Here is a 19,275-nt window from a genome sequence, read left to right on the forward strand (position 1 = left end):
GCTGCCGTGCTGCTGGTCGATCCCACCCACCCCGGGCACTGGGCGCGCATGCAACGCGAGGCCCGGCGCGCCGCGCCGTCAGGTTGACGGCGCCGGCCACGCCATCCAGACGGACTGCCCCGACGCCGTGGCCGAGGAATTGCGGCTGCTGATGCAGGCCGTGAAGTCGGCGCCGCGCTGATTTCGCAGGCTTTACGTGGTTTTGTGACGGTTTTGCTACAACTCCCGCGCTTCCGGGCTTTCCCAGCGGAGGTCTCGCGGCTACGCTCCTAGGGTTATTACCGAGTTTCTGACTAGATGGTCCAGATTGACTTCAGCGAGCCCGTCGCTGCCGTGCCGGCAGCCATGGTCACCCGTCGCCTGGTGTTGCGTCCGCCCCGGGACAACGATCTGGACATCCTTGCCGCGCTGCACGCCGACCCGGCCGTGAATCGCTTCTGTGCCGCGGCGACGCCGCAGGGCCGCACGGCGGTCGAGACCCAGTTGCAGAGCTGGATCGGCCATTGGCAGCAGCGTGGCTTCGGCCACTGGGCCATCGCTGAGCGCGACCAGCCCGACAGCCTGATCGGCTTCGGCGGCCTGATGCATCGCAGCGTGGCGGGTCATGCCGGGCTCTACCTCTACTACCGCATCACGCCTCAGGCGTGGGGGCGGGGCCTGGCGTCGGAGATGGCGCAGTACGCCATCTGCCAGGCGTTCGAGCAGCGCCACGAGGGTGCCGTCGTGGCCGCCGTGCTGCCCAGCAACGCCCCGACGCGCAAGACGTTGGAGGGCCTGGGCCTGCGCCTGAAGGGCACGCTGGCCGATGGCCCGGGCAGCGCCGCAGCCCTGCTGTACGAGCTGGGTGCCGAGCGCTGGGCCACGCTGCCGCGCGGCGAGCCCGAGGCCGTCGCTTTCGCGGCCTAATCCAAGGGCCACACCGGCCGGGGCAGATGCCGGTAGGGCAGGCGCCCCAGGTCCGACTGCAGGCTGCCCGGCGAGTCGGCGTAGACGACCGCTGAGGCCATCGCATCGAAACCCGAGCGGAAGTGCTGCGTCGATTTCACGACGACCAGCCGTTTGGCCTGCGGGTCGACGCCCAGCTCGGTGAAGCACTCCGGCGAGAAGACCTGCTGGCGGATGCTGTTCAGCACGATGTCGATGCCCTGTGCACGCACCGCCACGGCCGGGCCGAGAGGATCGGTGCCGCCCGGCGTCAGGCTGCGCTGGCGGGCATCGGAGCGGCAGGCCAGCACCTCGACGTCCAGGTCCACCGGGGCGCCCGACATGGGTCCCACCTTGCCGCCGATGCGCAGGGGCAGCCGCGCGCCGACCCCGGCGGACATGGCGATGGCCACGGCCTGCGGGTCCCAGATCATGCCCAACGCGACGTCGCCGACGCCGCGGCGCAGCAGCTCGCGCAGCACGAAGGTGCCGTCGCCAGCTGCGCCGCCACCGGGGTTGTCGGCCGTGTCGGCCAGCACGACTGGCCGGCCTTGCGCCTGCTGCATGGCGGCCTCGGCCTGGTCAACGGCCGCATGCAGCGGCAGGCGGTTGGCACTGGCCCGCTCGCGCAGGCCGTAGAAGGCCTCGGCGAGCTCGTCCAGCAACTGTGTGGCCGCCTCGGCGGCGGCCGGCTTGTCCTGGGCCAGCACCAGCACGGCGGCGCTGGTGTGCGGCGTGTCCGACCATGGAAAACCGTGCAGCACCGACACCGAGGCCACGCCCGACACCGTTTGCTCGCTGGCCTGCAGCCGGCGCACGAAGTCGCGCATCGGCGGTTGCGTCGTGCCGAAGATGCCCAGCAGCGGCACGCGCCGCCAATGGGCCTTCAAGGCCAGCTCGCCGCGCACCATCGCGCTCAGGAGCGCGTGCAACTCTTCGCCCCGGGCGGCGTAGTCGATGTGCGGGTACTCCTTGCACGCCACCAGGACGGCGCCCGACTCCACCATGGCCGGACTCAGGTTGCAGTGCAGGTCCAGCAGGGCGCCCAGCGGCCGCCTGGCGCCGATGATCTCGCGCACCCTCGTCAGCAGGTCGCCCTCGCAGTCGTGATGGCCCTCTGCCAGCATGGCGCCATGCAGCACCAGCAGCACGGCGTCCACGGGGCCCAGACTGATTGCGGTGCGCAGGTCGGTCAGCAGTTCGTCACGCAGCCGCTCGTAGTCGGCGCGGGACAGTGGCCCGGCAGGCTGAGCCTCGGCATACAGCCCCGGCAGCAGCGTGTCGCCCTGCCGGGCGGCGGCCGCAATCACGCCCGTCAGATTGGGCTGGGCCGCAATCTGCTGCAGGGCCTGCGGGTCGCTGCGGTGGATCAGCACGCCGTCGCGGAAGGACTGCACGCTGGTGGGCAGCGGCGAGAAGCTGCTGGTCTCGTGCACCAAGCCGCCGAGGAAGAGCCGCATGGGCTTGCTCATGTCAATACCACTGGTTGAAGCTGATCAGGTGGTGGCTCAGGCTCACGACCAGCAGCACGGCGAAGGACAGCGCCCAGGCCAGCGCCAGCGCCTGGCTCCATTTGTCGCCCGCCTTCAGCGCGCGGCGGGCATGCAGGCCCGCCACGACCAGGCCGCCGATGGCCGACACTGCCAGCGTCAGCTGCGCCATGGGCAGCAGCACCGACGCATCGCCCAGACTCTCCAGCAGCGCCACCACCCAGCCCCACAGGCCCAGACTCACCAGGGCGCCCAGGCTGGCGCCGCGCACCCAAGTCACCTGCTTGGGCGGCGGCAGGGCCACTTGATGGCGGCGGCGCAGCACGGCGGCCACGGGCCACAGCAGCGTGGTCAGCAGCAGCGTGACGATGGCCAGGCCAGCCAGCACCAGCACCGTCGGGCTGGCCGTGAAAGGCACCGGCTCGAAGATGAAGGCGAACACGAAAGGCTCTAGGCCCCAGTGCTTGACGCGGCCGTTCTCGACGACGGCCTGCAGCCGGCGCTTGCCGTGCTCTTCCTCCCAAAAATAGGGCTTCACCTCGCGGTAGGTGCTGCGCGCACCGGCCAGGTCGATGGCGAGCCGTCCGTCCTCCAGCGCCTGCACCTTGACCGGGCTCAGCATCTGCAGCACCGACAGCCAGGTGGAGTCCTCGCGGCGCGTGTTGCGGTAGTTGCCGGCCATCTGCCGGGCATGCTGCCTTGCGGTGGCCTCGTCCACCTCGGGCTTGGTGGCCGGACGCTGGTCGGGCAGGTAGCGGTCGGCGAAGGCCTCGAAGAGCTTGTCGCGCAGCCAGGCACCCTGGCGCTCATGGCCGGCAGCGTTGACCGACAGGTACAGGCCGATGCCGTCGTCGACGAACAGCAGCAGGTCGCTGTGGAAGAGGACGGTGTCGCCGCCGTGGGCCAGCACGCGGTGGCCGTTGATGTTCTGCTCGTAGAAGCCCAGGCCGATGCCGGCCAGCCCCGGCAGCGGCCGCGTCAGCTGGCCGTGCATCAGCTTGACCGTTTCGGGCTTGAGGATCTGCGCGTCGCCCAGCCTGCCCTGCTGCAGGAATGCCAGCATGAAGCGGCCCATGTCGGCGCCAGGTGCCGACATGCTGCCCGCCGGCGGCATGCTGATGACCTCGAAGCCCTTGGGCTTCTCGTCCCAGGTCATGTAGCCCTGCGACATCTGGGCCTTGATCGCCTCGGGCAGCGGCTGGCGGAAGGTCGACTGCTTCATGCCCAGCGGGCCGAAGACGTTTTGATCCATGTAGTCGTCGAAGGGCTTGCCGCTGACACGCTGCACGATGTAGCCGGCCAGCGACGTCGCATAGTTGGAATAGCCGGGCGTCGTGCCGGGGTCGTAGACGTAGGGCGGGATGTAGGCCTTGAGCACCTTGCCGAGGTCGGGGCCGGCGGTGTCGTAGGTCAGCAGGTCGCGAGCCGTTTCCTCGAGGCCGGTCGTGTGCGTCATCACGTGGCGCAGCGTCAGCGCCTTGCCGTTGCGGCCCGGGATGGTGAAGTCCAGGTATTTGTTGAGATCGGCGTCGAGGTCCAGCTTGCCCTGCTCGACGAGCTGCATGACGGCCGTCCACGTGAACAGCTTGGACACCGAGCCGGGGCGGAACAGCGTCTTGTGCGGGTCAACGGGAATGTTCTTCTCCCAGTCGGCCAGGCCATAGCCCTTTTGCAGCAGGGGCTGGCCGTCCTTGACGACGACGACGACGGCGCCCGGCACGCGGGCGCTGCGCAGCGCCGTGGGCACCAGGCCATCGATGAAGGCTTCGACATCGACGGCCGTCAGCGGCGTGGCGGGCTTGGGCTGGGCGAAGGCGGCCGGCAGCGCGCCGACGCAGAGGGCCAGCGCGGCGATGCGCAGGCGTTTGAGCATGGGCTTCATGGAGGTCCGGGGTCAGAAGTTGAAGGTCAGGTTCGCGCCCACCGTGCGCGGCGCAACGGTGGTGACGTTGAGCGGCAGGCCGAAGGCCGTCAGCGCGGTGTCGGCGCCCAGGATGGCGCGCTTGTCGGTCAGGTTGCGCACGAAGGTGGCCAGCTGCCAGCGGCCCATCTCCATGCCCCATTGCGCATCCACCAGCGTGTAGCCCGGCTGGCTGAAGTTGGGCACCGAGCTGCCGGCGGAGTCGTAGCCGGCATTGCGCTGGCCGACGCGGCGCAGGTTCAGGCCGGCATAGGACGGGTTGCCGGCCAGGTCGAAGGCATAGCGGGCGCCCAGCGTGAAGGCCAGCTTGGCGGTGTTGGGCAGGCGCGAGCCCGAGGGACCGAGGGCCGTGGAACCCTCGGTCAGTTTGGGATCCGTCCAGGCCAGGCTGCCGTCCAGGTTCCAGCGGGCATCGAGCTTGTAGTGCGCCGCCAGCTCCAGGCCGCGCACGCGCGCCTTGCCGGCGTTGACGACGATGGTGCTGGCGCCCACGGCCTTGGGCTGCTGCAGGTCCTTCCAGTCGATGTTGAAGACGGCGGCTTCGAAGTTGAGGCGCTTGTCCAGCAGGTCGGCCTTGTAGCCGAGCTCGTAGCTCCACAGCGTGTCATGGCCGAAGGTGGCGGGCGTGCCGGGGATGACCTGGCCGTTGGCGTCGATGGCCGGCGAGTTGGGGCCGCCGGGACGGTAGCCGCTGGCGGCGCGGAAGTAGACGTTGCTGGTCTTGTCGAGGGCGTAACGCAGCGTGGCCAGATAGGTCCTGGCCGTGTCGTCGCTGGGCGCCGAGGAGTTCAGCTGCTCGTTGACGAAGACGGTGTAGACCTGCTCGTTCTTGGCCATGCGGGCGCCCAGGGTCAGCGACCAGCCCGGGTCGATGTTCCAGGTCAGGTCGCCGTAGAGGGCGCGCTCGCGGTATTCAGAAGGCTGGCCGGTCGTCGTCAGCGTCATGTCGCCGCCGCCGCCCGCCACCTGGGCCCACAGGCGCTGGCCGACGTGCCCGGTCTCCTTGGTGCGATAGAAGCCAAGCAGCCATTCGACGCTGCCGCGCTGCGAGGTCAGGCGCAGTTCCTGGGTCTGCTTGCGCAGGCTGAAGGCGTTGTCCAGCGAGACGAAGTCGAAGGCCGGATTGCCGCCCAGCAGGGCCGTGGCGTCCTGGCCGGTGGCGCTGTCCAGGCGCTGGCTCGACGCGATGGCGTTCAAGCGGGCCCAGCCAAAGTCGTATTCGACGTCGGCCGAGCTCAGGCGCGTCTTCAGCCTGTAGGCCTCGCCAGTGTCGAGGTGGCGTGTCAGGTCGCCGTAGATCGGCTGACCCTTGGCGGCGTCGTATTCGATGACGTTGAGGCCGTTACGCTGGATGTCCTGCTGGGTGTGGGCCAGGCGCAGCTTCATCTTGGACATGGGCTCGACCAGCAGCGACACCCGCGCGCCGCGCGTGTTGCCGTCGTTGATGTGCTCGCCCGCGGCCTTGCCGACGGCGTCGATGTAGCCTCCCTCGTGGTCATTGAAGGCCGCCACGCGCAGGGCAGCGACGTCCTGGCTCAGCGGCACGTTCAGCACCGCATGCTCGGTGTGGCCCAGCGCGCCGCCGCGGCTTTGGCGTGCGCCCACGCCCACCTTGCCCGAGAACTGCGAGCTGTCGGGCTCGTTGGTCACATACTTCAGCAGGCCGCCCATGGCACCAGCGCCATAGAGCGTGCCCTGGGGGCCGCGCAGCACTTCGATGTGCTTGAGGTCCAGCAGCGACAGGTCCAGGGCCGTGTTGGCGCCGCCGACGAAGGCGCTGCTGGAACCGAAGGCCACGTCGTCGACGTACATGCCGACCGTGGCGATCTGCTGCTCGCCGACGCTGACGCCGCGCATCGTCACGGCGTTGCGGCCGGGGCCGCCCGAAGTCTTCACGTCGATGCCGGGCAGTCCGCCCACGTAGTCGCTCAGCGAGGCGGCACCGGCTCGCTCCATGGGCTCGGCGCCCAGGGTTTCGACGCGCAGCGGCACGTCGCGCACCGGCTCGCGGCGGCGCGTGGCCGTGACGGTCACGACCTCGAGCTTCTCGACCTCGGCCTTACCGTCGGCGGCCGCGGTCTGCGCCCACAGCGGCGAGGCACACAGCGCGGCCAGGCAGGGCACCAGCAGGGCCGCGAGCTTGTGGGGCCTGTGGTGCGCGCCGAGAGGAGGGAGGAAACGGGAAGACCGGCTCATGGCAGCTCCAGGATCGGGAAGGTTGTTTGATCCATGAAGTTTCCAATTTGGAAAAATCTTTCCCATCGGTGTAAACCTTAGATGAAACGCCGAACCTGGCTCAGGGCAACCGAGCAGCCGGCCCGCCGGCGGGCATGACCTAAGATGAAACGACTCCCTCTTCCCAGAGACATGGTCAGTTCCAGCACCTCTCCCGGCGACCACATCCGCAGCGTGCGCAAGCGCCTCGGCCTGACCCTGGCCCAGGTGAGCGAGCGCACCGGCATGGCGGTGTCCACGTTGTCCAAACTGGAAAAAGGCAATGTGTCCCTGTCATACGACAAGCTGATGCTGCTCAGCCGCGGCCTGGGCGTGGACATGGCCGAACTGCTGCATGACGCGCAAGGCGCGCGCGCCGCGCCCAGCGGCGGCGGCCGGCGCGTGGTGCATCGCGCGGGTGACGGCCAGGTCGTCGACACCCAGAGCTACAAGCAGACCTATCTCGCGGCCGAGCTGCTGAACAAGCGTTTCACGCCGCTGATCGCCGAGGTGAGGGCGCGCACGCTGGAGGAGTTCAAGGCCGAGTTCGGCGACCTCATCCGCCATCCCGGCGAAGAGTTCGCCTTCGTCATCGAGGGCGAGGTGGCCTTCCACTCCGAGCTGTATGCGCCCGTCATCCTGAAGGCGGGCGATTCCATCTTCTTCGACAGCGAGATGGGTCACGCCTACCTGAAGGCGTCGGAAGGGACCTGCCGGTTGGTGGCCACCTGTGCGCCGCGCAACGGCCAGGGCGACGTGATGACGCAGCACTTCGTCGAGGCCTCGCAGCGCCTCGCGGCGCCAGAGCAGGCGTCGCCGGCCAAGGCGGCAAAGCCTGCCGCCAAGTCCAAGGCGGCGAAGGCTACGCGGCGCTAGCCTTCCTGGCGTCTTCCACGCGCTTGAGCAGCGGCCGCAGCGCGAACAGCGCCGCGGCGGCAAGCCCTGTGACCACGCCGAGCAGGACGAAGAAACGGGCCGGCCCCATCGTTGCCAGATGGCGCCCGACCACGCCTGACAGCAGGTTGCCGCCGAAGGAGGCGAGGAACCAGGCGGCGACGAAGGTGCCGCCCATTCCCTTGGGTGCCAGCCGCGCGAACAGGCCCAGACCGACCGGCAGGATGTAGAGCTCGGCCACCGTGTAGACGACGAAGAAGGCCACCACCCACCCCATGCTGACCGGCGTGCTGCCATGCGTGGAGGCCAGCAGGGCTAGCATCAGATAGGACAGGGCCACGCCGGCCGCGCCCATGGCCATCTTGGCCAGCGATGAGGGTTCGCCGCCGCGCTCTGCGGCACGCCGCCAGCCGGCCACGACAAACGGCGTGAACAGGAAAACAAAAAGGGGGTTCAGCGACTGCATCCATGTGACTGGCACCGTCGAGCTGCCGAGGGTGCGATCCACCCCGGCTTCGGCCCAGACTGCCAGGGTGTTGCCGCTCTGCTCATAGCCGCTGCGGAAGACGACGACCGCCAGGCCCACCAGCAGCAGCGGCAGGATGCTGGCGGCCGAGAAACCGCTGGACGTGGCAGCGGCAGGTTCGGCCGCACGCGGCCGGTCCGGCGGCAGATGGCGCGCGCCCAGCACATAGATGGCCAGGCCCACGCACATGCCAATGCCCGCTGCGCCGAAGCCGAAATGCCAGCCATAGACCTCGCCCAGCGTGCCGCACACCAGCGGCGCCAGCAGGGCGCCGAGGTTCACGCCGACGTAGTAGATGTTGTAGGAGCCGCCACGGCGCGGGTCGCTCTCGTCGTAAAGGTCGCCGACCTGGCTGGGCAGGTTGGGCAGGAAGAGGCCATTGCCCAGGGCGATCAGCAACAGGGCCGGGAAGAAGGCCGATTCGAAGGCCAGCGTGAAATGGCCCAGTGCCATCAGCGAGCCGCCCATGAGGATGGCGCGCCGCCGGCCCAGCCAGCGGTCGGCGATATAGCCGCCGAAGATGGGCGTGAGGTACACGCCGCCGGTGTAGGCGCCGTAGATCAGCGAGGCCTCGGCCTGCGGGAACTGCAGGTGGCGGATCATGTAATAGATCAGCAGCGCCTTCATGCCGTAGAAGGAGAACTTCTCCCACATCTCGGTCAGGAAGAGGACCACCAGGCCGCGAGGCTGGCCGAACCACTGCGCGGGGGCGCGGGCTTGCAGGGAAGCGTCCACTCAATCTCCTTCGAACGGCGCCGGGTGCACCGATTTCATCATTGCCCAACGATTTTCGTGATGGTACAGTTATTTTCCAAATTGGAAAATTGCGTACAGACAGCCATGGGCCAAGAGAGAACGACAACGACGAAGAACGTGGATTGCATCGTCATCGGTGCCGGCATCGCGGGCGCCTCGGTGGCCGCCTCGCTCGCGGGCGGCGCGAGTGTGGCCGTGCTGGAAGCCGAACCCCATGCGGGTTACCACTCCACCGGCCGCTCGGCGGCGCTGTATTCGGCCCTCTACGGCAACGCCACCATCCGGGCGCTGACGCGGGCCAGCCTGGGCTACTTCCTGACGCCGTCGCCGGGCATGGTCGAGCAGGCGCTACTGCGCGAGCGGCACACGCTGTTCCTCGTCGGTGCCGGGCAACTGGACCTCGTCGCCAGCTTCACGGCGGACGCCGATGTGCGCGAGCGGACGACCACGCTGGGCGTCGACGAAGTGCTGGCCCGCGTGCCCCTGCTGCAGCGGGACCGAATTGCCGGCGCGCTGCTGGATTCGACGTCGGCCGACATCGACGTCGACCTGCTGCACCAGGGCTTTCTGCGCCACGCTCGTGCGGCGGGCGCTGCGCTGCATCTGGGCAGTGGCTTGCTGGGGCTGGAGCGCGAGGGCTCGAACTGGCTGGCCCACACGGCGACGGGCTGCTTTCGCGCTGGTGTCGTCATCAACGCGGCCGGTGCCTGGGCCGACGAAGTGGCGGCGCTGGCCGGCATAGCCCCAGTGCCCTTGCAGCCACTGCGCCGTACGGCCGTCCTCATCGACCTGCCAGAAGGCGTTGACGCGACCCTCTGGCCGGCCGTCGTCGCCATCGACGAGAGCCAGTACTTCAAGCCCGACGCCGGCCTGTTGCTGATCTCGGCGGCCGACGAGACGCCCAGCCCGCCCTGCGACGCCCAGCCCGAGGAACTGGACGTGGCCATCGCCGTGGACCGTTTCGAGACCTTGACCGGCCAGCCCGTGCGCCGTGTGCGCCACCGCTGGGCGGGGCTGCGCGTGTTCAGCCCGGATCGCTCGCCGGTCGTCGGCTTCGATGCGTCAGCGCCGGGCTTCTTCTGGTGCGCAGGGCAGGGCGGCTATGGCATCCAGACCTCGCCGGCGCTGGGTCGGGCGGCAGCCGCGCTGGCGCTCGGCCGTGCACTGCCGCAGGACCTGCTGGACATGGGCATCGAAGCGCGACAGTTGTCCCTGCAGCGCTTCAGGCGAAGCGCCTGAGCCCCTGCAGGTCCAGCACCCGCAGGCCGCCGTATTCGATGCGGATCAGCCCGGCATCGCCTAGCCGGTGCAGCGCCTGGTTCACGCGCTGGCGCGACAGACCCACCAGATAGCCCAGCTCCTGCTGCGTGATGCGCAGCCAGGTGCCGACGCCGGGGTACAGCGTCGGGTGGAAGAGGGCGGCCAGGTTGCGGGCCACGCGCACGTCGGGGTCGTGGATGCGGTCGGTCTCGCGCGCGGCGATGAACTGGCCCAGCCGCTCATTCAGCTGGTCCAGCACGAAGCGGTTGAAGGCGATGCTGCCGTCCAGCAGCGCGTGGAAGCTGTCGATGGGCAGGCCGGCCACGACGCTGGGCCGCAGCGCCTGGATGTTGTAGCGGTAGACCTCGCGCTTGAGCAGCGTGCCCTCGCCGAACCAGCCGCCTGGTGGCACGCCGGTGAAGGTAACGGCCTGACCCAGCGAATCATCGTTGTTCATCTTCAGCAGGCCGTCGACGACGCCGAACCAGAAGTTGGCCGGCCGGCCGATGCGGCACAGCCGCTCGCCGGGCTGGGCGTCGCCGACCTCCAGCGCGGCGACGGCGCGCTCGCGCTGGCTGCCGTCCAGCAGCTTCAGCCAGGGAATGGCGTCCAGCTCGGCCGGCGTGGGCCGCCGCGCGCGCTGGCGCAATGGCAGGGGGGTGTCGCCCATGGAGTGCGGGAAAGTCTGGCCCGTGAAGACCCGTAAATTGTCGTCGCACCGACAGATTGGCGTCAAAGTCCTGACCAGAATAGGCCTCACAGACGGGGGCCTGAGCCCCTGCAACGGAGACAGCTTGGTGGACACCTTCCCTCGGCTCCTGCTTGACCATGCGGCCCGCCGGCCCGACGCGCCGGCGTTGCGCGAGAAGGCTTTCGGCGTCTGGCAAACGCTGTCCTGGTCGCAGTTGGCGGCGCTCGTGCAGGAACTGGCGCTGGGGCTGTCGGCGGCCGGCCTGCGCCGTGGCGAGCACATCGTCGTCGTCGGCGAGAACCGTCCCCGGCTCTACGCCGGCATGCTGGCCGCCCAGTCCCTCGGCGCCGTGCCGGTGCCGCTCTACCAGGACGCTGTCTCTGCCGAATTCGTCTTCCCGCTGAACAACGCAGAGATCGCCTTCGCCATCGTGGAGGACCAGGAACAGGTGGACAAGCTGCTGGAGTTGCGCGAGCAATGCCCCCAGCTCAAGCGCATCTGGTTCGACGACCCGCGCGGCCTGCGCAATTACGACGAGCCTGGCCTGGCCTCGCTGGACGCGCTGATCGAGCAGGGCCGCGCAGCGCAGGCGCAACGCCCCGACCTCTTCGCCGCCGAGGTCGCTGCCGGCCAGGCCGGCGATGTGGCAGCGCTGTTCTTCACCTCCGGCACCACGGGCAATCCCAAGGGGGTCATCCACACGCACGCGACGCTGATCGACCGCGCCCGTGCCGGCCAGCGCTTCGACCGGCTCACCGAGCGGGAGGAGGTGCTGGCCTATCTGCCGCCGGCCTGGATCGGCCAGAACATCTTCAGCTTCTCTCAATGGCTGGTGGTGGGCTATGTCGTCAACTGCCCCGAGTCCGCGTCCACGGTCAGCATCGACCTGAAGGAAGTCGGGCCCACCTATTACTTCGCGCCGCCGCGGGTGTTCGAGGGGCTGCTGACGACCGTCATGATCCGCATGGAAGATGCGTCGGCAGCCAAGCGTTGGCTGTTCCAGCGCTGCATGAATCTGGCGCGCCGCGTGGGTCCGCGGCTGATGGATGGGGAGTCGGTGGGCCTGCTGGACCGGCTGGCCTATGCGCTGGGCGATGTGCTGATCTACGGCCCGCTGCGCAACACGCTGGGCTTCTCCCGTGTGCGCGTGGCCTACACGGCGGGCGAAGCCATCGGGCCGGACCTATTCAGCTTCTACCGCGCCATCGGCATCAATCTGAAGCAGCTCTACGGCTCCACCGAGACGGCCGTGTTCGTCTGCCTGCAGCCCGACCACGAAGCCCGCGCCGACACGGTGGGCGTGCCCATCGATGGTGTGGAGATCCGCCTGAGCGACAGCGGCGAGCTGCTGGTGCGCTCGCCCGGGCTGCTCAAGGGCTACTACAAGAACGACGCGGCGACGGCCGAGGCGTTGACGCCGGACGGCTGGTATCACACCGGCGACGCCGGCTTCCTGACGCCCGGTGGCCACCTGAAAATCATCGATCGGGCCAAGGATGTCGGCCGGCTGATGGGCGGCGAATTCGACGGCGCGATGTTTGCGCCCAAGTACGTGGAGAACAAGCTCAAGTTCTTTCCGCACATCAAGGAGGCGGTCTGCTTCGGCGACAAGCGCGAGAAGGTCTGCGCCTTCATCAACATCGACTTCGAGGCCGTGGGCAACTGGGCCGAGCGGCGCAACCTTGCGTACGCCGGCTACACCGATCTGGCCCAGCGCGCCGAGGTTTACGAACTGATGCTGGACTGCGTGGAGAAGGTCAATGCCGATCTGGCGCAGGACGAGTTGCTGGCCGGCAGCCAGATCAGCCGCTTCCTCGTGCTGCACAAGGAGCTGGACGCCGACGACGGCGAGCTGACGCGCACGCGAAAGGTCCGCCGCGGCGCCATCGCCGAGAAGTACGGCGTGCTGATCGATGCGCTCTACGCCGGCAAGGTGTCGCAGTACATCGAGACGCAGGTGAAGTTCGAGGACGGGCGCACGTCGATGATCGCGGCCGATCTGCGCATCGTCGAGGCACGCACCTTCCCGGCTGTGAAGGGCCAGGCCGCATGAAGAAGATCGGCGACGTCGTCCTCGACGTGAAGAACATCTCGCTGGCCTTCGGCGGCGTGAAGGCGCTGACCGACATCAGCTTCGACGTGCGCGAGCACGAGGTGCGGGCCATCATCGGCCCCAACGGCGCGGGCAAGAGCTCCATGCTCAACTGCATCAACGGCGTCTACCAGCCCCAGCAGGGCCTCATCACGCTGCGTGGCAAGACCTATCACGGCATGAGCCCGCGCCAGGTGGCCGAGATGGGCGTGGCGCGCACCTTCCAGAACCTGGCCCTGTTCAAGGGCATGAGCGTGCTGGACAACATCATGACCGGCCGCAACCTGCGCATGAAGCGGGGCCTGTTCTGGCAGGCCCTGCACCTTGGGCCTGCGCGGCGCGAGGAGACCGAGCAGCGCGAGGCGGTGGAACGCATCATCGATTTCCTGGAGATCCAGGCGCACCGAAAGACGCCGGTGGGTCGCCTGCCCTATGGCCTGCAGAAGCGTGTCGACCTTGGGCGCGCGCTGGCGATGGAGCCCAGCCTGCTGCTGCTCGACGAACCTATGGCCGGCATGAACGTCGAAGAGAAGCAGGACATGTGCCGCTTCATCCTCGACGTCAACGACGAGTTCGGCACCACCATCGTTCTCATCGAGCACGACATGGGCGTGGTGATGGACATCTCCGACCGCGTCGTGGTGCTGGACTACGGCAAGAAGATCGGCGACGGGGCGCCCGACGAGGTGCGCAGCAACGAAGACGTCATCAAGGCTTACCTCGGGGCAGGGCACTGACATGGGACCATTCCTCGAAACCCTGATCGGCGGCCTGATGTCGGGCATGCTGTACTCGCTGATCGCCCTCGGCTTCGTGCTGATCTTCAAGGCCAGCGGTGTCTTCAATTTCGCGCAGGGCGCCATGGTGCTGTTCGCGGCGCTGGCGATGGCGCGCTTTGCCGAATGGATCCCGAAGTTCACCGGCCTGGATGGCAAGCTGCTCGTGAACCTGCTGGCCTTCGTCGGCGCGCTCGCGGTCATGGTGGTCGTCGCCTGGCTGGTGGAACGGCTGGCGCTCTCCAAGCTGGTGAACCAGGAGGGCGTGACGCTGCTGATGGCTACGCTGGGCATCGCCTACCTGCTCGAAGGCGCGGGCCAGATGATCTTCGGCAACGACATCTACAAGATCGACATCGGCCTACCCAAGGACCCGATGTTCCTGTTCGAGCAGACGTTTGAAGGCGGCATCCTCGTCAGCAAGGAAGACTTGTACGCCGCGCTGATCGCCGCCGCGCTGGTTGCGGGCCTGAGCCTGTTCTTCCAGAAGACCGCCACCGGCCGCGCGCTGCGCGCGGTCGCCGACGATCACCAGGCCGCGCAGAGCATCGGCATTCCGCTGTCGCGTATCTGGGTCATCGTCTGGAGTGTGGCCGGCTTCGTCGCGCTGGTGGCCGGAATGATCTGGGGCAGCAAGCTCGGCGTGCAGTTCTCGCTGTCCCTCGTGGCGTTGAAGGCGCTGCCTGTGGTGATCCTGGGCGGACTCACCAGCGTGCCTGGCGCCATCGTCGGCGGACTGCTGATCGGCGTGGGCGAGAAGCTGTCGGAGGCTTATCTCGGCAGCCTGATGGGCGGCGGCATCGAGTACTGGTTCGGCTATGTGCTGGTGCTGGTTGTGTTGCTGGTCAGGCCTCAGGGTCTGTTCGGCGAGAAGATCATCGATCGGGTCTGACCATGCTCTACAGAGAAAACGGCCAGTTCAAGACCACCTACGCGGCGGACAGCCAGATCCTGCCGATCCGCCAGGACCGCATCGGCATGGCCCTGCTGCTGGCCGGGGCCTTCGTCATCATCCCGATGGTGTCCAGCGAATACCTGCTGCGAGCCATCTTCATCCCCTTCCTCATCCTGTCCCTGGCTGCGCTGGGCCTCAACGTGCTCGTCGGCTACTGCGGTCAGATCTCGCTGGGCTCGGGCGCCTTCATGGCCGTCGGCGCCTACGTGGCCTACAACTGCCAGGCGCGTTTCGAAGGCATGCCGCTGGTCGTGTCCCTGCTGGCCGGTGGCCTGGGCGCCACGGTGCTGGGCGTGGCTTTCGGCCTGCCGTCGCTGCGCATCAAGGGCCTGTATCTCGCTGTGGCGACGCTTGCGGCCCAGTTCTTCGTCGACTGGGCCTGCCTGCGGCTGAAGTGGGTCACCAACGACTCGACCTCGGGCTCCGTCAGCGTGGCCGGGCTCAACATCGGCGGCTTCAGCGTCGAATCGCCGGCGGCGCGCTATCTGCTGTGCCTGGCTTTCGTCGTTGTCTTCGCGCTGGCGACGAAGAACCTCGTGCGCGGCCACATCGGCCGCTCTTGGATGGCCATGCGCGACATGGACGTGGCGGCCAGCGTCATCGGCATCCGGCCCATGCAGGCCAAGCTCAGCGCGTTCGCCGTCAGCAGCTTCATCATCGGCGTGGCCGGCGCGCTGTGGGGCTTTGTGCACCTGGGCTCCTGGGAGCCCGCGGCCTTCGGCATCAACCGCAGCTTCGATCTGCTCTTCATGGTCATCATCGGCGGCCTGGGCTCGATCTCGGGCGCCTTCTTCGGGGCGGCCTTCATCGTCGTGCTACCGCTGATCCTGGACAAGCTGCCCTACTGGACCGGCCTGCCGATGGACACCGCCACGGCCTCGCACCTGGCGCTGATGATCTTCGGCGCCCTCATCGTGTTCTTCCTCATCAAGGAACCGCACGGCCTTGCGCGACTCTGGGCCACGGCCAAGGAGAAATTGCGCCTCTGGCCCTTCCCTCACTGATTACAACGACAGGAGACAACGCCATGAAGACTCTCATCACCTGCGCGGCCCTGGCCGCCCTCCAGTTCTTCGCCGCCCCGGCAGCGGTCGCCCAGGCCAAGGAGCAGTTCTTCCCGCTGCTGGTCTACCGCACCGGCCCCTATTCGCCCAACGGCACCCCATGGGCCAACGGCAAGCAGGACTACATCAAGCTCATCAACGCGCGGGACGGCGGCGTCAACGGCGTCAAGCTCACCTTCGAGGAATGCGAGACTGGCTACGCCACCGACAAGGGCGTGGAGTGCTACGAGCGACTCAAGGGCAAGGGCGCCAGCGTCTTCGACCCGCAGGCCACGGGTATCACCTTCGCGCTGACCGACAAGGTGCCCAATGACAAGATCCCGCTGATCACGCTGGGCTACGGCCTGTCGGCCTCGGCCGATGGCGGTGTGTTCGCCTGGAACTTTCCGCTGATGGGCAGTTACTGGACGGCGGCCGACGCCCTCATCCAGCACCTGGGCAAGAAGGAAGGCGGCCTGGACAAGCTCAAGGGCAAGAAGATCGCGCTGGTCTACCACGACAGCCCCTTCGGCAAGGAGCCCATCCCTCTGCTGGATGAGCGCCAGAAGATGCATGGATTCGAGCTCATCAAGATCCCCGTCACCGCGCCGGGTGTGGAGCAGAAGTCCGCGTGGCTGGAAGTGCGCAAGCAGCGTCCCGATTACGTGCTGCTGTGGGGCTGGGGCGTCATGAACTCCACCGCGCTGAAAGAGGCCCAGGCCACCGGCTACCCTCGCGAGAAGATGTACGGCGTGTGGTGGTCGGGCGCCGAGCCGGACGTGAAGGACGTGGGCGAGGGCGCCAAGGGCTACAACGCCCTCAACCTCAACACCTCGGGCCAGAGTCCCAAGGTAATCCAGGACATCCTCAAGCTCGTGCACGGCAAGGGCCAGGGCACGGGGCCGAAGGACGAAGTCGGCTCGGTGCTGTACACCCGCGGCCTGGTCATCCAGGCGTTGGCCGTGGAAGGCGTGCGGCGCGCGCAGGAACGCTTCGGCAAGGGCAAGGTCATGACTGGCGAGCAGGTGCGCTGGGGCCTGGAGAACCTGGCCCTGGACGACAAGAAGCTCGCGGCTCTGGGCCTGACCGGCGTCATCCGCCCCATCAGCACCAGCTGCACCGACCACCAGGGCTCCACCTCGGTTCGCGTCCACACCTGGGACGGCAAGCAGTGGGCCTTCAGCTCCGACTGGTACCAGGCCGACGAGATGATCCTGAAGCCTATGGTGAAGGCCGCGGCGGACAAGTACGCGGGCGAGAAGAAGCTCACCCGCCGCACCCCGGCCGAGTGCCAGAGCTGAGGTGACCATGGCTGCGCCGTTTCTCAACGTCAACGGCATCGAGGTCATCTACAACCATGTGATCCTCGTGCTCAAGGGCGTGTCCCTGCAGGTGCAGGAAGGCAGCGTCGTGGCCCTGCTCGGCGGCAACGGCGCCGGCAAGACGACGACGCTGCGCGCGGTGTCCAACCTGCTGGAGGGCGAGCGCGGCGAGGTCACCAAGGGGAGCATCGAGCTGCGCGGCGAGCGCATCGAGAAGCTGTCCACGGCGGCCATGGTGGAGCGCGGCGTGGTGCAGGTGATGGAGGGGCGGCACTGCTTCGCCCACCTCACCATCGAAGAGAACCTGATGACCGGCGCCTACACCCGCAAGGAAGGGCGCGCGGCGGTGGCGGCCACGCTGGAGAAGGTCTATGCCTACTTCCCGCGACTCAAGACCCGCCGCGCCAGCCAGGCCGCCTACACCTCGGGCGGTGAGCAGCAGATGTGCGCCATCGGTCGCGCGCTGATGGCCAACCCGAAGATGGTGCTGCTGGACGAGCCCTCCATGGGCCTGGCGCCGCAGATCGTGGAGGAGGTGTTCGAGATCGTGCGCGACCTCAACACCAAGGAGCGCACCACCTTCCTGCTGGCCGAGCAGAACACCAGCATGGCGCTGCGCTATGCCGACTACGGCTACATCCTGGAGAACGGCCGCGTCGTCATGGACGGCTCGGCGGCCGACCTGCGCGAGAACGAGGACGTCAAGGAGTTCTACCTCGGCGTCGGCGGCGAAGGGCGGCGCAGCTTCAAGGACGTGAAGAGCTACAAGCGCCGCAAGCGCTGGCTGGCCTGAGGAACCGAGATGAGTGACGACAGCTGGGAGATCGCCCCGCCGCCCTTCAACGCGGACGCGGCGCTGCAGACCATGAAGCGTTTTGCCCGCGACCAGCGCGTGCTGGCCGAACGCAGCGAGGGCTGGATGCTGGGCGCCGACGTGGTGCTCAAGCTCGCCCTGGATGACGCCACTGTCAAGGTGCAGCTGGCCAAGCGTCCGGCGCGCACGCCCGAGTGGGACGCGTTCACTCTGAAGTCGGCGACTGAGTTGCGCAAGCTGCAGGACGAGATCAAGCGCCGGCTCACGCGCTGGAAGGATGAAGAGTGAGCACCGTGGACGCCTATTTTGACGCGCTGGAAACGCGCGACCCCGCCGTTCGTGAGGCCGCGCTGATGGCCGCGTTGCCGGGCCAGCTGGCTCACGCCCAGTCCAGCAGCACTGCCTACACCGAGCTGTTGGCCGGCATCGACGCAGCGGCCGTCACCTCGCGCGCCGCCCTGGCCCGGCTGCCGCTGACGCGCAAGAGCAGTCTCGCCGCCGCCCAGGCCGCGCGGCGCGCGCTGCGGCTGGGCGGGTTTGCCGCGGGCATGCCGCGGCGCATCTTCCAATCGCCCGGGCCGCTGTACGAGCCCGAGCCCGACGCGGACGGCGCCGACCCCTGGCGCGTCGCCCGCGCCCTGCACGCCGCCGGCATCCGCGCCGGCCAGCTTGCTCACGTCGGCTTCAGCTATCACCTGACGCCGGCCGGCGCCATGATGGAGGCTGGCTTGCTCGCGCTCGGCGCGGCCAGCTTTCCCGGCGGCGTCGGTAACACCGAGCTGCAACTGCAGGCGCTGCTGGACCTGCAGCCCGAGGCCTACGCCGGCACGCCGAGCCTGCTGCGCATCCTGCTGGAGAAGGCGGGCGAAGGCAGTCACGCGCTTCCATCTCTGCAGCGTGCCCTGGTCAGCGGCGAGGCATGCCCACCGGCCCTCGTCGCCTGGTTCGCCGAGCGCGGTGTCGACGTCTACCAGTGCTACGCGACGGCCGACCTCGGCCTCGTCGCCTACCAGACCGCCGCGCGCGAAGGCCTGGTCGTCGACGAGGGCGTCATCGTCGAGATCGTGCGTCCGGGCACGGGCGACCCGCTGCCCGACGGCGAGGTGGGCGAGGTTGTCGTGACGACCTTGTCACCGGGCTACCCGCTCATCCGCTTCGCCACTGGCGACCTGTCTGCGGTCATGCCCGCATCACTGGGAACAAGCCCTTGCGGCCGCACCAACCAGCGCCTGCGCGGCTGGCTGGGCCGGGCCGACCAGTCGGCCAAGGTGCGGGGCATGTTCGTGCATGCCGGCCAGGTGTCCGAAGTGCTTGCGCGCTGCGGCCAGCGGGGCAGGGCCCGCCTCGTCGTCGACGGCGAACTTGCCAACGACCGTATGTGCCTGCAGCTCGAGGTCGAGGGCCTGCCGGCCGGCCTTGCCGAGCAGCTGCAGACGGCGCTGCGCGACGTCACCAAGCTGCGTGGCGACGTCGAACTGCTGGCGCCTGGCAGCCTGCCCAACGACGGGCGGGTCATCGAGGATCGCCGCAGCTTGTGACGCGCGTTTGAATCCCTCGGGGCCGGCCTGAGCCTGAATCGGCGACAGGAAGCCCCGCA

Annotated in this window: 16 protein-coding genes; 11 read left to right on the forward strand and 5 right to left on the reverse strand. The window is 68.3% G+C overall.

What is annotated here, in order from left to right:
• The first annotated feature begins 297 nt into the window (after positions 1-297).
• The gene (locus AC07VX_RS14075; RefSeq protein WP_493165346.1) at positions 298-906 is read left to right on the forward strand and encodes a GNAT family N-acetyltransferase; all 609 of its coding nucleotides are present in this window, start codon (positions 298-300) and stop codon (positions 904-906) included.
• Here AC07VX_RS14075 and AC07VX_RS14080 read toward each other — a convergent pair.
• The 3 genes from AC07VX_RS14080 to AC07VX_RS14090 are packed head-to-tail and all read right to left on the reverse strand — an operon-like array spanning position 903 to position 6,531.
• Complete coding sequence (locus AC07VX_RS14080) at positions 903-2,396, reverse strand: M81 family metallopeptidase (RefSeq protein WP_493165347.1); 1,494 nt, start codon at positions 2,394-2,396, stop codon at positions 903-905. The genes AC07VX_RS14075 and AC07VX_RS14080 overlap by 4 nt on opposite strands.
• Before the next feature lies 1 nt (position 2,397).
• Positions 2,398-4,287 carry a serine hydrolase domain-containing protein gene (locus tag AC07VX_RS14085; protein WP_493165348.1) on the reverse strand — a complete coding sequence of 630 codons (1,890 nt, stop codon included), beginning with the start codon at positions 4,285-4,287 and terminating at the stop codon, positions 2,398-2,400.
• 21 nt (positions 4,288-4,308) lie between these two features.
• Positions 4,309-6,531, reverse strand: coding sequence for a TonB-dependent receptor (locus tag AC07VX_RS14090; protein WP_493165349.1), 2,223 nt, complete (start codon positions 6,529-6,531; stop codon positions 4,309-4,311).
• 171 nt (positions 6,532-6,702) lie between these two features.
• On the opposite strand from AC07VX_RS14090, the gene AC07VX_RS14095 reads away from it, so the two are divergent.
• Entirely contained in the window at positions 6,703-7,425 is a 723-nt protein-coding gene (locus AC07VX_RS14095; protein ID WP_493165350.1) for a helix-turn-helix domain-containing protein, read from the forward strand.
• On the opposite strand, the gene AC07VX_RS14100 is transcribed toward AC07VX_RS14095, so the two are convergent.
• On the reverse strand, positions 7,412-8,704 hold the full coding sequence (locus AC07VX_RS14100; protein ID WP_493165351.1) for a peptide MFS transporter: 1,293 nt from the start codon (positions 8,702-8,704) through the stop codon (positions 7,412-7,414). The genes AC07VX_RS14095 and AC07VX_RS14100 overlap by 14 nt on opposite strands.
• Before the next feature lie 105 nt (positions 8,705-8,809).
• Here AC07VX_RS14100 and AC07VX_RS14105 point away from each other — a divergent pair, with 105 nt between their 5' ends.
• A complete protein-coding gene (locus tag AC07VX_RS14105) occupies positions 8,810-9,964 on the forward strand; it encodes an NAD(P)/FAD-dependent oxidoreductase (RefSeq protein WP_493165352.1) in 1,155 nt (384 codons plus the stop codon).
• On the opposite strand, the gene AC07VX_RS14110 is transcribed toward AC07VX_RS14105, so the two are convergent.
• Positions 9,948-10,655 carry a Crp/Fnr family transcriptional regulator gene (locus AC07VX_RS14110; RefSeq protein ID WP_493165353.1) on the reverse strand — a complete coding sequence of 236 codons (708 nt, stop codon included), beginning with the start codon at positions 10,653-10,655 and terminating at the stop codon, positions 9,948-9,950. The two genes, AC07VX_RS14105 and AC07VX_RS14110, sit on opposite strands and share 17 nt — an antisense overlap.
• A gap of 124 nt (positions 10,656-10,779) precedes the next feature.
• On the opposite strand from AC07VX_RS14110, the gene AC07VX_RS14115 reads away from it, so the two are divergent.
• From AC07VX_RS14115 to AC07VX_RS14150, 8 genes are read left to right on the forward strand one after another with little or no spacing between them, the layout of a single operon-like run.
• The gene (locus AC07VX_RS14115; protein WP_493165354.1) at positions 10,780-12,729 is read left to right on the forward strand and encodes an AMP-dependent synthetase/ligase; all 1,950 of its coding nucleotides are present in this window, start codon (positions 10,780-10,782) and stop codon (positions 12,727-12,729) included.
• Entirely contained in the window at positions 12,726-13,505 is a 780-nt protein-coding gene (locus AC07VX_RS14120; protein WP_493165355.1) for an ABC transporter ATP-binding protein, read from the forward strand. Before AC07VX_RS14115 ends, AC07VX_RS14120 begins: the two co-directional genes overlap by 4 nt.
• A 1-nt stretch (position 13,506) precedes the next feature.
• On the forward strand, positions 13,507-14,436 hold the full coding sequence (locus tag AC07VX_RS14125; RefSeq protein ID WP_493165356.1) for a branched-chain amino acid ABC transporter permease: 930 nt from the start codon (positions 13,507-13,509) through the stop codon (positions 14,434-14,436).
• A gap of 2 nt (positions 14,437-14,438) precedes the next feature.
• On the forward strand, positions 14,439-15,503 hold the full coding sequence (locus AC07VX_RS14130; RefSeq protein WP_493165357.1) for a branched-chain amino acid ABC transporter permease: 1,065 nt from the start codon (positions 14,439-14,441) through the stop codon (positions 15,501-15,503).
• Positions 15,504-15,526: 23 nt separating this feature from the next.
• Positions 15,527-16,843 carry an ABC transporter substrate-binding protein gene (locus tag AC07VX_RS14135; RefSeq protein ID WP_493165358.1) on the forward strand — a complete coding sequence of 439 codons (1,317 nt, stop codon included), beginning with the start codon at positions 15,527-15,529 and terminating at the stop codon, positions 16,841-16,843.
• A 7-nt stretch (positions 16,844-16,850) separates the two neighbouring features.
• Positions 16,851-17,657: an ABC transporter ATP-binding protein gene (locus AC07VX_RS14140; protein WP_493165359.1), complete on the forward strand. Its 807-nt coding sequence runs from the start codon at positions 16,851-16,853 to the stop codon at positions 17,655-17,657.
• A gap of 9 nt (positions 17,658-17,666) precedes the next feature.
• The gene (locus tag AC07VX_RS14145) at positions 17,667-17,966 is read left to right on the forward strand and encodes a hypothetical protein (protein WP_493165360.1); all 300 of its coding nucleotides are present in this window, start codon (positions 17,667-17,669) and stop codon (positions 17,964-17,966) included.
• A gap of 5 nt (positions 17,967-17,971) precedes the next feature.
• Positions 17,972-19,216 carry a phenylacetate--CoA ligase family protein gene (locus AC07VX_RS14150; protein WP_493165361.1) on the forward strand — a complete coding sequence of 415 codons (1,245 nt, stop codon included), beginning with the start codon at positions 17,972-17,974 and terminating at the stop codon, positions 19,214-19,216.
• Positions 19,217-19,275 lie beyond the last annotated feature (59 nt).

The sequence above is a fragment of the Roseateles sp. GW821-FHT03B02 genome, assembly GCF_059421025.1.

Bases quoted from the DNA above. Each gene is read 5' to 3' on its own strand.
- AC07VX_RS14075 (WP_493165346.1), top strand. From the start codon at position 298: ATGGTCCAGATTGACTTCAGCGAGCCCGTCGCTGCCGTGCCGGCAGCC.
- AC07VX_RS14080 (WP_493165347.1), bottom strand. From the start codon at position 2,396: ATGAGCAAGCCCATGCGGCTCTTCCTCGGCGGCTTGGTGCACGAGACC.
- AC07VX_RS14085 (WP_493165348.1), bottom strand. From the start codon at position 4,287: ATGCTCAAACGCCTGCGCATCGCCGCGCTGGCCCTCTGCGTCGGCGCG.
- AC07VX_RS14090 (WP_493165349.1), bottom strand. From the start codon at position 6,531: ATGAGCCGGTCTTCCCGTTTCCTCCCTCCTCTCGGCGCGCACCACAGG.
- AC07VX_RS14095 (WP_493165350.1), top strand. From the start codon at position 6,703: ATGGTCAGTTCCAGCACCTCTCCCGGCGACCACATCCGCAGCGTGCGC.
- AC07VX_RS14105 (WP_493165352.1), top strand. From the start codon at position 8,810: ATGGGCCAAGAGAGAACGACAACGACGAAGAACGTGGATTGCATCGTC.
- AC07VX_RS14110 (WP_493165353.1), bottom strand. From the start codon at position 10,655: ATGGGCGACACCCCCCTGCCATTGCGCCAGCGCGCGCGGCGGCCCACG.
- AC07VX_RS14120 (WP_493165355.1), top strand. From the start codon at position 12,726: ATGAAGAAGATCGGCGACGTCGTCCTCGACGTGAAGAACATCTCGCTG.
- AC07VX_RS14125 (WP_493165356.1), top strand. From the start codon at position 13,507: ATGGGACCATTCCTCGAAACCCTGATCGGCGGCCTGATGTCGGGCATG.
- AC07VX_RS14130 (WP_493165357.1), top strand. From the start codon at position 14,439: ATGCTCTACAGAGAAAACGGCCAGTTCAAGACCACCTACGCGGCGGAC.
- AC07VX_RS14135 (WP_493165358.1), top strand. From the start codon at position 15,527: ATGAAGACTCTCATCACCTGCGCGGCCCTGGCCGCCCTCCAGTTCTTC.
- AC07VX_RS14140 (WP_493165359.1), top strand. From the start codon at position 16,851: ATGGCTGCGCCGTTTCTCAACGTCAACGGCATCGAGGTCATCTACAAC.
- AC07VX_RS14145 (WP_493165360.1), top strand. From the start codon at position 17,667: ATGAGTGACGACAGCTGGGAGATCGCCCCGCCGCCCTTCAACGCGGAC.